The sequence below is a fragment of the Vibrio sp. 1151_11 genome (genome assembly GCF_029478525.1).
GTDB classification, from domain to species: Bacteria; Pseudomonadota; Gammaproteobacteria; order Enterobacterales; family Vibrionaceae; genus Vibrio; species Vibrio anguillarum.
The window spans coordinates 114,795-128,468 of record NZ_SHMN01000011.1; the positions used below are offsets into that span (position 1 = coordinate 114,795).

Annotated in this window: 9 protein-coding genes; 3 read left to right on the top strand and 6 right to left on the bottom strand. The window is 42.5% G+C overall.

The genetic code is table 11. The features are described 5' to 3' along the window. Nucleotides 1-113 precede the first annotated feature (113 nt). Nucleotides 114-578 (bottom strand): phosphohistidine phosphatase SixA, encoded by a 465-nt coding sequence (gene sixA / locus EXZ60_RS10255; protein WP_017042529.1) that lies wholly within the window; start codon nucleotides 576-578, stop codon nucleotides 114-116. 214 nt (nucleotides 579-792) lie between these two features. On the opposite strand from sixA, the gene EXZ60_RS10260 reads away from it, so the two are divergent. Further along, on the top strand, nucleotides 793-3,570 hold the full coding sequence (locus tag EXZ60_RS10260; RefSeq protein WP_277435656.1) for an insulinase family protein: 2,778 nt from the start codon (nucleotides 793-795) through the stop codon (nucleotides 3,568-3,570). 26 nt (nucleotides 3,571-3,596) lie between these two features. On the opposite strand, the gene EXZ60_RS10265 is transcribed toward EXZ60_RS10260, so the two are convergent. After that, the gene (locus EXZ60_RS10265; protein WP_277435657.1) at nucleotides 3,597-4,193 is read right to left on the bottom strand and encodes a VOC family protein; all 597 of its coding nucleotides are present in this window, start codon (nucleotides 4,191-4,193) and stop codon (nucleotides 3,597-3,599) included. Between the two features lie 205 nt (nucleotides 4,194-4,398). Between EXZ60_RS10265 and argS the strand changes: the two genes are divergently transcribed. Together argS and EXZ60_RS10275 are read left to right on the top strand one after the other, a co-directional pair. Beyond that, on the top strand, nucleotides 4,399-6,135 hold the full coding sequence (gene argS, locus EXZ60_RS10270; protein ID WP_094123958.1) for an arginine--tRNA ligase: 1,737 nt from the start codon (nucleotides 4,399-4,401) through the stop codon (nucleotides 6,133-6,135). A gap of 83 nt (nucleotides 6,136-6,218) precedes the next feature. Then, entirely contained in the window at nucleotides 6,219-6,647 is a 429-nt protein-coding gene (locus EXZ60_RS10275; RefSeq protein ID WP_277435658.1) for an HIT domain-containing protein, read from the top strand. 112 nt (nucleotides 6,648-6,759) lie between these two features. Here EXZ60_RS10275 and EXZ60_RS10280 read toward each other — a convergent pair whose 3' ends face one another. The 4 genes from EXZ60_RS10280 to EXZ60_RS10295 all read right to left on the bottom strand — a co-directional run bounded on the left by EXZ60_RS10280 (nucleotide 6,760) and on the right by EXZ60_RS10295 (nucleotide 13,620). Further along, a complete protein-coding gene (locus EXZ60_RS10280; RefSeq protein WP_047687815.1) occupies nucleotides 6,760-6,990 on the bottom strand; it encodes a FeoC-like transcriptional regulator in 231 nt (76 codons plus the stop codon). Then, nucleotides 6,987-9,260: a Fe(2+) transporter permease subunit FeoB gene (gene feoB, locus EXZ60_RS10285; RefSeq protein WP_277435659.1), complete on the bottom strand. Its 2,274-nt coding sequence runs from the start codon at nucleotides 9,258-9,260 to the stop codon at nucleotides 6,987-6,989. Before feoB ends, EXZ60_RS10280 begins: the two co-directional genes overlap by 4 nt. After that, nucleotides 9,260-9,487, bottom strand: a complete 228-nt coding sequence (locus tag EXZ60_RS10290) for a FeoA family protein (RefSeq protein ID WP_115339183.1) — start codon at nucleotides 9,485-9,487, stop codon at nucleotides 9,260-9,262. The genes feoB and EXZ60_RS10290 overlap by 1 nt, the downstream gene beginning before the upstream one ends. Before the next feature lie 770 nt (nucleotides 9,488-10,257). Beyond that, nucleotides 10,258-13,620: an AraC family transcriptional regulator gene (locus EXZ60_RS10295; protein ID WP_277435660.1), complete on the bottom strand. Its 3,363-nt coding sequence runs from the start codon at nucleotides 13,618-13,620 to the stop codon at nucleotides 10,258-10,260. Nucleotides 13,621-13,674: the final 54 nt, after the last annotated feature.

Consider the following 13,674-nt stretch of genomic DNA (forward strand, 5'->3'; position numbering starts at 1 on the left):
TTAGTCCAGTAAAACAGTCAAAATAATGGCTACATTAGTAAAGGCAATAACCCTTCACTTAACGTAGCCTAGTTATTCAAATTACGTGAACTTCTTTTACTTTGAATGGTGGTTTAAGGATTAATACTCCAGATCTGCTGTCCTTTACGCAACTCTCTATCATATTCGATACCAATCAGACCGGATGTGGGGAACATTGGAGGGACTAAATCGGTAACAAATTCAGCCGCGAGATAGCCAACTAACGGTAAATGAGACACCAGCAGCACTGATTCGATTTGTTCTACATCGGCCAAGGCAGAGACATACTCAAATACCACTTCCGCTTTCCCATAAGGTGTGATGTCATCACAGGTCACAACATCATCGGCATTAAAATAAGAGGCTATCGCAGCCCAAGTTTGCTGCGCCCGTAAGTAAGGGCTTACCAATACTTTATCTACATGGCGAAGATCTTGCTTTTCACAAGCACGAGCCACAGCAACAGACTCACGAAGACCTCTTTCGGTTAAGGCCCTTTGTGCATCACTCGCTGCATAATGTTCAGCTTCTCCGTGACGCATAATAAAAATCTTCATTACTCATTCCTAGTGGTTATTATCTATGCCGTCTAGGCGGCTTTATTCTCGATTATATCAGGCAACCAAGCAAAGACTTCGACACTGTTAACAGTCTATTAAAAAGTCTCCTGAAGGACTAAAATGGCACTTCGCTCATAAAATCATTGCTTGAAATTTGCACCTAACCGTTTCAACGCCATAATTAAAAAAGCCTTTTCTGTGGAGAGTCACTGTGCATTTAAGCCCTAACGACACCAACCAATACCGCTACATTACGTTAACTAATGGTCTGAGAACATTACTTATTCAAGCGGATGATGCACAAAAGTCAGCCGCTGCTTTAGCGATTAATGTGGGGCATTTTGATGACCCTGAAGACAGAGAAGGTCTTGCCCACTATCTGGAACACATGCTGTTTTTAGGCACAGAAAAGTACCCGAAAATTGGTGAGTTTCAAAGTTTTATTAATCAACATGGTGGCAGCAATAACGCATGGACTGGTACAGAGCACACCTGTTTTTTCTTTGATGTAAGCCCAAATCATTTTGAAAAAGCCTTGGACCGATTCAGCCAATTCTTTTGTGCCCCCTTATTTAATCAAGAAGCTCTGGATAAAGAACGCCAAGCGGTGGATTCTGAATTTAAACTCAAACAGAATGATGATTCGAGAAGGCTCTACCAGGTTCAAAAAGAAGCCATCAATCCGCAACACCCGTTTGCTAAATTTTCAGTGGGTAATTTGGAAACGTTGTGTGATAGAAATGGTCTCTCTATCCGTGAAGAAATTGTCCGTTTTCACCATGAAAATTACTCGGCTGATTTGATGACGCTCTCGCTAGCGGGCCCACAGACACTTGATGAGTTAGAGCAGTGGGCAAGAGATGAATTTTCCTCCATCCCAAATAAACAGCTCGGCCCGAAAAAAATCGAGGTGCCTTTTGTTTTAGACGCGCACCGCGGCGTCTTGATTCAAATCGAGCCACGAAAAGAGATCCGCAAACTAACTTTAAGCTTCCCAGCCCCAAGCATGGATGACTTTTATCATGTCAAACCTCTCTCTTATTTCGCCCATCTCATCGGTTACGAAGGTGAAGGCAGTTTAATGTTGGCATTAAAAGAGAAAGGTTGGATCACGTCCTTATCGGCTGGAGGCGGCGCAAGTGGCAGCAATTATCGTGAGTTTTCGATAAGTTTTAGCCTGACACATGAAGGCGTAAAACAGGTCGATAACATCATCCAGTCACTCTTTACTCAGATTAAATTAATCGCAGAGCAGGGGCTGAACGAATGGCGTTACCTTGAGAAAAGAGCGGTGCTTGAATCGGCTTTTCGCTTTCAAGAAACGACAAGGCCATTAGACATGGTCAGCCATTTAGTGGTTAATATGCAGCACTATCAGCCGCAAGACACCATCTATGGCGATTATATGATGGCGGGCTACAACGAATCACTACTTAAGCAAGCACTTCATTATTTGACTCCTGAAAATCTACGCGCCACGTTAATTGCTAAAGATGGGTATTACGATAAGAAAGCGAAATGGTATTTTACACCTTATTCAATTACTCCATTATCGGCGTCACAACTTGCAGCATTCGCAACCCCTTGCGACGTTGAAACAAACTTACCGCCACTCAATCCTTTTATCTGTTACGACTTAGACCCAAAACCGTTAGAGCCTTCAACGTCTTTACACCCGGAAATCATTGAAGAGTTACCAGGCTTTCGTTTATGGCATCTACAAGACCATGAATTTAGAGTGCCTAAAGGGGTAATTTACATCGCGATTGATAGCCCCATCTCGGTAGCCACTGCTCGAAATATTGTTAAAACACGTCTCTGTGTGGAAATGTTTTTAGACTCGCTGGCCACGGAAACTTACCAAGCAGAAATTGCTGGGATGAGTTACAACATGTACGCTCATCAAGGCGGCGTCACCCTGATGCTTTCTGGTTTTAGCGAAAAACAACCACAGTTAATGGAGATGATTCTCGCACGCTTTGCTAAACGTGATTTTAGCTTAAAACGCTTTAACACCATCAAGCAACAACTGCTTCGTAACTGGCAAAATACCACTAAAGATCGTCCAATTTCGCAGCTTTTCAATGCAATGACGGGTATTTTACAACCCAACAACCCTCCTTATGAAACGCTACTTGGTGCCTTAAAACAGATAGAAGTCGATGAGCTCAGTGATTTCGTTGAACAAATATTAGCGCAACTTCATGTTGAGATGTTTGTCTATGGCGACTGGTTAAGAAGTGATGCACAAGCGATGGCAGATACGCTTAAAAATGCATTACGAGTCAAAGATCAACAGTACGAGGAATCATTAAGACCACTCGTCATGCTCGGAGAGAGTGGGACTTTTCAAAAAGAGGTTCACTGCGATCAAGAAGATTCTGCTGTGGTGGTCTATTATCAGTGCAATGATGTCGCACCGCGCAGCATCGCCTTATATTCATTAGCTAATCACTTGATGTCCGCTACATTTTTTCATGAAATTCGTACTAAGCAGCAACTTGGTTATATGGTCGGAACGGGCAACATGCCATTAAACCGTCACCCAGGCATCGTACTCTACGTCCAGTCACCGAATGCTGCCCCTTATGAGCTGATTAGCGCTGTAGATGAATTTTTAAATGCTTTTTACATGGTGTTGCTGGAGCTCAACGAATACCAGTGGCACAGCAGTAAGCGCGGTTTATGGAATCAAATTTCAACGCCCGACCCCACCCTTCGCAGCCGTGCGCAAAGACTTTGGGTTGCTATCGGCAATAAAGATGCCGGCTTTGATCAAAGAGAGCAGGTTTTGAGTGAACTGAAATCACTCAGTCGCAGTGATATGATCCGCTTTGTGGTCAATGAGCTAAAACCAAGGACCGCCAATCGACTGATCATGCACAGCCAAGGAAACGCACATCAAACGGTTCAGAAACTCAGTTTAGGGCAAGAAATTGGCTCAATTGAAGCGTTCCAGCTTCGGCCTAAAAGCTATAACTTAGGATAACCGTACTTCATCGCCATCAGAGCAATTTATCTTTGCTCTGATTTTACGATCTTTTTTAAAGAGTGGGGATGCAGTTTAATGCACACGCCTTGCCACTTAAATGCAACCGTCGGGTTATGTAATCGCTCTCCTTCCCCTTTTGGACTGGACAATTTAACTTGAACACCTTGAGTGTCTAATGTTGTCCAGCATTCTTTTAATTGTGGGTAAACCGACAGTATATCCTGCAAATAGGCTTGCGCGGTTTGTGCCTCAGATGGCACCACAAATTCCACATGCTCCCAGCTCTGCTCTGGGTAAATTTTTCCCTCGGCAGGGTAAGGCAATTCCAAACATTCTATTGACCAACCATAAGCCGATAGCGGCACCGAAAATTCAATCACAATGATAGGACGGCCATTTATCTGAGCACTCGATATTTCTCGTCCTTCCTCCAGCCATGCCGCATGTGCTAATGACGCTAATTTACGATCATTAATGCGCAGTGCAATGTGGTCAGCTTGATTTGTGGATAAATCAATATGCAAAATTTTGGTTAATTCTTGAACTTTATGCATAAATTTATCTAAATCCTGCTTAAGCTGTTCAGGATGAAGCGCTGCATTCTTCAATGGTTCAAGCATTTAAATGGTCCAAAATGATGATTATCGTCTAATAGTACCAACAACTCTTCGAAAAGTAGAAAATTTCCTAATTTAGTCCCTATAAGCGCCTCAATAAAATTGGTATTATGTGCGCCAAATGATGAACAAAATTAAGATATGTATTGGCACTAAATGGTGAATAAAATGCATACCTTTGCAATTCCAAGAATTAAAGGAAACGCGTGTGAATATCCAAGCACTGATTAATGACAAAGTATCTCAGGCTCTTGAAGCCGCAGGCGCACCAGCTGGCAGTCCTGCTGCTGTTCGCCAATCGGCTAAAGCGCAATTTGGTGACTATCAAGCCAATGGCATTATGGGCGTAGCTAAGCAACTGGGTACCAACCCGCGAGAATTTGCTCAAAAAGTATTGGATGTTCTGGACCTCGATGGCATTGCGAGCAAAACGGAAATTGCAGGCCCAGGTTTTATCAACATTTTCCTCAGTGAAGCGTTTCTTGCTAAACAAGCGGATATCGCCCTAGCAGATGAGCACCTTGGTGTAACCAAAGAAGCGCAGAAGACGATCGTCGCAGACTACTCAGCGCCTAACGTTGCCAAAGAGATGCATGTAGGCCACTTACGCTCAACCATCATTGGTGACGCCGTTGTACGTACCTTGGAATTTTTAGGCCATAAAGTGATCCGCGCCAACCACATCGGTGACTGGGGCACGCAATTTGGTATGTTGATAGCCAACCTTGAACGTGTGCAACAAGAATCTGGTAACGAAGTTTCAATGGAACTTTCCGATCTTGAAGCTTTCTATCGTGAGTCAAAAAAACTCTACGACGAAGATGAAGTGTTTGCCGCTAAAGCACGAAATTATGTGGTCAAACTACAAAGCGGTGACGAATTCTGCGCTCAAATGTGGAAAAAATTGGTGGACATCACCATGATCCAAAACCAGCGTAACTATGATCGTTTGAATGTTTCGTTGACGCGCGATGATGTGATGGGCGAAAGCATGTACAACGACATGTTGCCCGGCATCGTAGCCGATTTAAAAGAAAAAGGTTTGGCGCAAGAAGATGATGGCGCACAAGTCGTTTTTCTTGAAGAATACAAAAATAAAGATGGCGAGCCAATGGGCGTTATCATCCAAAAACGTGATGGCGGCTTCTTATACACCACAACCGATATCGCGTGTGCAAAATACCGTTATGAAACCTTAGGTGCGGACCGTGTGTTGTACTTTATCGACTCGCGTCAACATCAGCACCTAATGCAAGCATGGACGATTGTCCGCAAAGCGGGCTATGTACCTGAAGAAGTGACTCTTGAACACCACGCCTTTGGTATGATGCTAGGCAAAGATGGCCGCCCGTTCAAAACTCGTGCTGGCGGTACTGTTCGTCTGGCCGATCTTCTCGATGAAGCGCAAGAGCGTGCCGCTAAATTAATTGAATCCAAAAACCCTGATTTAGACGCCGCAGAAAAAGCGAACATTGCCAATACTGTCGCGATGGCTGCAGTGAAATACGCTGATCTTTCTAAGCACCGCACTACCGATTACGTGTTTGACTGGGACAACATGTTGGCATTTGAAGGTAACACTGCACCTTACATGCAGTATGCCTACACACGTGTCGCGTCAATTTTTGCTAAAGCAGGCGTATCGATGGATAACCTGACGGGTGAAATTAAAGTCACACAAGAGAAAGAAAAAGCTTTGATTGCGAAACTTCTGCAGTTTGAAGAAGCGGTACAAGCTGTTGCCCGCGAAGGCCAACCTCACATTATGTGTAGCTACCTATTTGAATTAGCTGGCCAATTCTCTAGCTTCTATGAAGCATGCCCAATCTTAGTCGCTGAAGATGAAAGTGTGAAACAAAGCCGCCTAAAACTGGCTGCGTTGACAGCAAAAACCATCAAGCAAGGTCTGTCGCTACTCGGTATTGATACATTAGAACGTATGTAACGACAGCTATGAGTGAATGAAAGGGTTGACCATGGTCAGCCTTTTCTTTTATCGGTGATAACATCCGTGCAAGTGAGATTGACATGAATTTTGAACTCCACCCGCAACTGGCCAAAGACACTTCCGTCATTGGTGAATTTCCTCTTTGCTTAGCCTTACTCCATAAAGATAATGCCGTACCTTGGATTATTCTGGTGCCTAAACGTGCCAATTTGAAAGAGCTGCATCATCTACCAATGCAGGAACAGCAACAATTTTTATGCGAATCTCAAGCCGTTAGCCAAGCTCTTGAAGCCACGTTTTGTCCAGATAAACTCAATTTAGGTGCGCTGGGTAACATGGTTCCTCAGCTCCATATTCACCATGTTGCTCGATTTAAAAATGACGTAGCATGGCCAGGGCCTATCTGGGGCAATACTCAAGGGGTAATGAGAGCCGATCAAGAACAACAAGAGATCTTAACCAGAATCCAAAATGTGCTATCACTGAGTTCTATTTTTAGAAAGGGATAAACGTCGTCTCTCACACCATACATTAGGAAAAAGATAGATTGGGTAAACGTTTGAAAGCCGCTGACATCAGCGGCTTTCGTTTATCAGACAGAATGCCTAGCATCAATTATGACTAAAGTACGACAGTCAAAGATAGCCCGTTATTTCGGTTAAGCCCATAACGCACTCTTGTTACGCGGTTAGCCTTGTTGGTATCGATAGTGCGCGACAACACACCTTTTCGTATCCACACGGCTAACATAGCGTCAACGCCGTCCTCACTGAGCGAAAACTTTTTCGCAATCGCCGAACGGCTAACGATCCCATTATCTTCAATGTAGCGCTTTAACTCATTTAATATCATGCCACTTGTACCTCAAGCACCGTTTTCTGCTGGAGTCCTTTTCGCTTAAGCATTTTAAAGGTCAACAAACTCGCCATAACAATGGCAATAATCCACGTTAAACTTTCGACAGGGGTTTCGGTGATCCTTGTCGCTTGGTAATAAAGCGCGGCGCCACCATACGCAAGCCCCATCGTCCATACTGCGATAAAACGAGCGTAATTCGCACCAAACTCACGAACATAAGCCCCCATGGCTGCAACACAAGGCGTGTAAAGCAAAATGAAGATAAGGTAGGCAAATGCGGCATGACCAGTGACAAAGTGCTGTTTCAAATTACCAAAGATTGAGGCATCTACGGCTTGCTCTTCAGCCACTGCGCTACTGTCTGTCAAGTCTCCGACTTCGATACCGAGCGGATCAGAGAAGCTTAATCCCGTTAGGTTTTCTGGAATAGACATAACCGCTTCTTGTAGGCTCGCCATTAGGTCATATTCGCTTTCATCACCTTCAGCAGAGGTATATAAATTGTTTAATGTTCCGACTACCGCTTCTTTTGCAAAAATACCCGTGATGATACCCACTGTCGCTGGCCAGTTATCTTGATTGATACCAATAGGAGCAAATACCGGAGTAACCACTTGAGCCACTTTTGATAACACGGAGTTGTCACTATCTTCATTACCAAAGCTGCCATCAGTACCAACTGAATTGAGGAAGCTTAAGATCATAACAACGATGACAATCGTTTTCCCTGCACCGAGAACAAAACGTTTTAATTTCTGCCATGTTTTGATCATGACGTTTTGTACCGTTGGGATCTCGTAATCTGGCATCTCCATCACTAGGCTGTCGCTTGAACCCGGATAGAGCGTATGCTTCAAAACCAAACCAGTGAACACTGCGGCTAAAATGCCCAATAAATAAAGAGCAAAAACTACATTTTGACCGCTTTCAGGGAAAAATGCCGCAGCAAATAGCGCATACACTGGCAAACGTGCACCACATGACATAAAGGGTGCCATCGATGCCGCTAATTTACGTTCACGTTCTTGATCTAGAGTTCTGGTCGCCATAATCGCGGGAACGTTACAACCAAATCCTAAGACAAGCGGAACAAACGCTTTACCCGGTAGGCCTATCTTCTGCATCACTTTATCTAAAACAAAAGCCGCGCGAGACATATAGCCTGAACTTTCGAGTACAGCTAAAAATAAGTACAAACAAGCGATAACTGGGATAAATGTGGCGACGGTTTGAATACCTCCGCCAAGGCCATCTGCTAATAATGTCACTAGCCAAATAGGCAAATGATCATCCAGTAAGTGGTGCCCACCATCAACCAATAACGCCCCGACGCCAATGTCGAAGAAATCAATGAAAGCGCTCCCAATATTGATCGAGAACATAAACATTAAGTACATAACCACAAAGAAAAACGGTACACCCACCCATTTATTTAAAATCAGCTTATCCGCTTTTTGTGTAAAACTGTGGCTTAGTTTCCCTTCTGTTTTGCGGATCTGCTGGCATTGTTCATGCAAAAATGTGTATTTGGTATCAGCGACATGCAGATCAATATCTAAACCACTTTGCAATTGCTCTTTCTGGATAAGCTCACGCTGCACTTCTGGTAATCCATTAATCACCAAAAGATCATTTTCTAAGGCACGAATAGCTAATGCGCGAGGTGCCACTTGCTTATGTTGAAAAATAGTGGCTAATTTTCCGATCGATTGTTCAAATGCACTGCCGTAATCCAATAGCAGTTCTTTAAGAGCTACGCCTTGCAGCAGTACTTTATGCAGCTTTTCTTTGAATCGACTCACCTGCTCTTTACTGGTAGCAGAAAGCATAAAAACGGGGCAACCTAGAACTTTCTCAAGTTGTTGAATGTCTAGACCTTGACGCTCTCTTTTTAAAGCGTCCATTTTATTCAAAACCACAATCATTGGACGACCGAGCTCTCTCAATTGAAGCGTCATATAGAGACTGCGCTCCAAACACGTCACATCCACAACGTTAATGATTAAATCGGCAGGATGTGTAAGAACCGCTCTAGAGGCAATGGATTCGTCAATGCTGTTACTGTCATTCCCGCTGTCAAGTGCGTAGATGCCCGGCAAATCCGTTAGTATGAATTCATCTCCAGAATGAGTGTAGCGGCCCGTTTTTTTCTCAACTGTAACACCAGCCCAGTTACCGACTTGCTGCTTAGAACCAGTCAGCCCATTAAATAACGTTGTTTTGCCACTATTAGGGTTACCAACGGTTAGAATTTGATATCGCACTACGCTATCTCCACTTCAATACAAGCGGCTATATTTTCACGTACCGCTAAAGAGACGCCTCTCACTTCAAGTTGAAGTGGATCTCCCATAGGAGCTCTTCTGATTAACGTAACAGTAGTTAGAGGCAGCAAGCCCATCACCATCAATTTTTTACGAATGTCATTTGGAAGTTGATTGAACGCGACGATGCTCGCGCTATCTCCTTCATTTAATTGAGATAATTTCATCTATCTTGCTCTCAATGGTAGTGGTAATGAGAAATATTTTTATTAACAGGCGAATAATACACGCGCTAACCCTCTATTTTATTGCGTGAAATCAAAGATTGCATAAATCCATCACGTTGTTTTCGGTAAATAAACTGACGTTAAAAACGTTAAAAAATTATCAGGTACAAATGAGCTCAACATAAAAAAATAAACAAAAACAGGAAAAACCAAAATAAACCATTAAAATCAATCAGTTAATGTTAATTATATATTTTGTCGTTTTTCTTATACTAGGTTGTCGTTAATTTTATAAATGAAATAAGTCCTTTGCCATATAGTAAATCCATCGAAAGGAATTACTCCTTAGATACAAATTCCAGAGGTGGTACGGGTGTTACTCGTATCACTCCGGCAGCAAGCGAAGGTGTCATTGACACCCGTGGTATAGTCCCCCCGGCTATACCACGATCTTTTTTTTCTACTCATCTCATCTTTACCGCAACACAATCACCGACCCAGCCTGTTTATTGAGTAAGTGCTATTTCCAAAATAAATTGATATTACGACTTTGAGTATTAATGAGTGTATCTACGCAAGCATAGACAAATATGCGCAGCTAACACCGCAGCCAATCTAATCAAGAAGGGAGATACCGCTTGATTGCAGGCCGGCGGAAAGTGAGTTCATCTCCACACACCTGAATAAGCTTTGTGATTAGGGTGACTGAATGTCGCTAACATCGCTGCAGCTTCAAGTGGGAAAGTTATCACTATTTATCAGGGGCGGTATTACTCGTTATCATCAACAAATTGGGTTGGCGATAAACCGAAGTGATGTTTAAATCTTTGGCTGAAATAAGACGGATCATTAAACCCACAATCAAAAGCGACTTGGGCGACTTTTCCTCCTGCGAGCAAATATTGGCACGCTTTATCTAAGCGGATCTCATTTAGATACTCTTTGAATGTTTTATTGGTGATCGCTTTAAAACGACGCTGCAAACTACGTTCCGATACGAAGAGTGATTTGGCCGCACTAGAGGTACTAAATTCAGGATCTGAATAGTAATTGTGTACCAATTTTTCGACTTTTTTAAGCCACTCTTTTTCCGTTACATCAATAAACTTGTCCTCTGAATGCTCCTCTACGACGATCATTTCAGGTGCATCACTCACAAGCTCAACTGATGGCCAAGAAAGCTCAACTAAATTTCGTTCTGGCGATGAAAAAATATGTATTTCCCCACCGCTGCGCTGTACTAACAGTTGCATCTCCTCTAGTTCAAAACCAGAGATACGCTTATCACTATTGATGGATTGCACCTGATCGCCACAGTCAATCATCACAATAAACAGTCTTTTCTCCCTTTCATAACAATGAATTTGTAGCTCTTGATTTCTATAAAGACGTTTTACCGCATCAGACAGTAGCGTATTGAAAATGATGTCTAGGTTAAAATGGGCAGATTCAATATAAGCTTGTTTAAGCTCATTGTTCACCGCCAACGAAATATTCGCTTTCGCGAACTCTTCACGCCATCCGTCCACACAAGAGTTCAAGATGATCGATAGGTCGTAGAGCAACTGAGTCGCTGTTTTATCATTTCTTACGTTACGAAGTAACGCCAGTTCACGTTTTACTTTTAAAGCTAAAGACTCAAGTCGCGCGAGTTGATGGAGTTGCGAGCGATAAATCAGCTGATTTAATGTAGGAGTAATAGAATCTAACATCTGTTCAACAACGATATGGCGAATTTGTAATTGCTTGCGCAACTGCTGGTTATTAGTCAAAACAATTTTGCTTTGATGCCGTAGTTGATCCGTTTTCAAGGCCACCTGAGCTTTTAACTTTCGGTTTACTTTGGTAACCCAACGAGAACGCCACCATGAAGCAAAAGCAATAAGGCCTATAGAAAGGCAAAGGTAAAGAACAATCGCCCATGAAGACCAATACCACGGATTATCCACAATAAATGATAGACTGTTTATCATACTGTTTTGCGGATGTGGGCTGTAATTTCTCACCAGTAAACGATAGTGTCCAGGTAACAGGTGATCAAGTGTCAACTGAGCGCTTTCTAATCTCTGCCACTCCTTATCTCCTGCTATACGATACTCCAATAATAAGGATCTCGATTCTGGCAATGCACCAAACAAAAAGCTTATCGAACTTCCATATTCCAATTCTAGTGTCTGAAAACGACCACGACCGAACATGACAGGAATATGATCGACGTTCACTTGGCTAAAGATAATATTGGTATTAGGGGCAGTAGCAACTGTGAGTTCAGAGGACCATGCTGTCACTAAACCAAAACGGGAACCTAGCAGCAACTGCTGCTGGCTATTGATAATACTTGATTCGCAGACTCCACTTTTAAATTCATTATTCATCAATCCGTGTGGATCACCAAAATGCTTTACCATCTCACCCATAGGATTGTAGAGCGAGATTCCTTGTGAGGAAGTCAGCCAAATACCGTTGCCCGTTTCAGTTAAACATTTGGGGCTAATATTCTCTTCAACCATATCAATAGATCGAATATCACTACGATCATGTGCCAAAACAAAGACGCCATAAGCACTCGCAAACCAAACATCACCCTTGCTACTCTCAAATATATCAATGCTTTGTCCATAATGACTAGTCGCTCGGAGAAAAACAATTTTGCCTTTGTCAAAAAGATAAACACCATGGTCAGTGCCGATAAATACCCCTCGCCGAGTTGACTTAAGTTTTATTATTTTTGCAGGCAAAAATGCATCAACAAACCATTCAGAACCGAAATCGGTTAGCGAGTTATCGGCCAACTGATATGACCACAAATGGTTACCTGTTGCTCCCCACAACAGTCCTTCATGATCAAATTCAAGATGTTTAGTATCATTCGAACGCAGCTTCAGAGGTAAAACGCTCGTTTCTATCATCTTTTTTGTCTGCAAGTGATAAATAACGATGCCTGTATGTGTAGCTATCCATAGAGAATGATCATCTATTTGAGCGACATCATGCACTTCTCCAGGGAAAATAAGTTTAGGCTCTTGCCAATCTTCAGCATCGACTTGGTACAACCCTTGTCGAGTTAAAAACAAATACCCTTTATTATCTGACCTTGTCACAATTTTTGTTATGGGATTATTGTTGAGCTGTGCAATGGAATGGCGCTTAAATTTTTGTCCAAACAGAGAAAAGTAACGAATACCTTTATCCGTTGCGATCCAAATCCCACCTTGTAAGTCATTGACCAATGAATAAATTTTATTGCCTGGTAACCCATTATTGTCTTGGTCATTACTTTCTAACTTGACGGTTTTACCTGTCAAAAACGAATGAACAAATAATCCATCTTCAGTACCAAGCCAATACTCTTGATCTGTCTCAGCAACAGATAATACATGGGAATCTCCAACCAACTTTTGCTGGCGCTTTGGGTCCTCGACATCAATAATCAGCCCACCATTGAGCATTCCAATCACAAGCTCTCTACGTTTCTCGGAAAAATAGAGTTTCTCAATGAAGTTTTTACCAGAGCTTAGCACGTGAGAAAAACTCTCTCCATCTGACAGATAGACTCCAGCATTAGTGGCTAATACCCATTTAGAAAGCACAAACTTCGCATCATTAACGATTAATCGACTTGCTTGATTTAATTGATACATTTCTTTAAAAGAATAAGTAACTAACTTGTGGGTTTGCGCATGGTATGTATAAAAGTGCGTCTCATCGGCTAACCAGATGAAATTACCTGACGAACCTATTTTTTTTATGATGATTCCAGGCGTTAAGCTAAATACTAATTCGCGATCTTGTGCGGGATAAGTTCGATAAAGTTCATTATCAATGAACGTCCAAAAAGCGTTATTAAGATAGGTAATATTTTCGCTCTCTTGTGAAAGCACTGAGCCACGCCGGGGAAGGATGTTTTGTCCATCAAAGAAAACCACTTTGCCATGCACATCGTGTATCCAAACTCCCCCTTCTTCACCTAAAAACAAATTTTGTGCGGCAAAAATTTTCCCTTGAGCCTGAGCTGGCAATGGATAGAAGATGGAAGGTGCTTTGTCTAGAGCTTGTGTCCCCTGCGCTAATAAAAGCGTCAGGAAACCCAAGATCCAGAACAAAGCTTTAGAATAGTCATTCTTTCCTTTCAACAGACTGAGCCTCAATCAATAGCACGCCACATTGCAACCTGTTTTTTCGTGGCG

What these genes read in the sequence shown, in the direction of transcription:
- sixA (WP_017042529.1), bottom strand. Translation starts at nt 578, where the DNA reads ATGAAGATTTTTATTATGCGTCACGGAGAAGCTGAACATTATGCAGCG.
- EXZ60_RS10265 (WP_277435657.1), bottom strand. Translation starts at nt 4,193, where the DNA reads ATGCTTGAACCATTGAAGAATGCAGCGCTTCATCCTGAACAGCTTAAG.
- EXZ60_RS10275 (WP_277435658.1), top strand. Translation starts at nt 6,219, where the DNA reads ATGAATTTTGAACTCCACCCGCAACTGGCCAAAGACACTTCCGTCATT.
- EXZ60_RS10280 (WP_047687815.1), bottom strand. Translation starts at nt 6,990, where the DNA reads ATGATATTAAATGAGTTAAAGCGCTACATTGAAGATAATGGGATCGTT.
- EXZ60_RS10290 (WP_115339183.1), bottom strand. Translation starts at nt 9,487, where the DNA reads ATGAAATTATCTCAATTAAATGAAGGAGATAGCGCGAGCATCGTCGCG.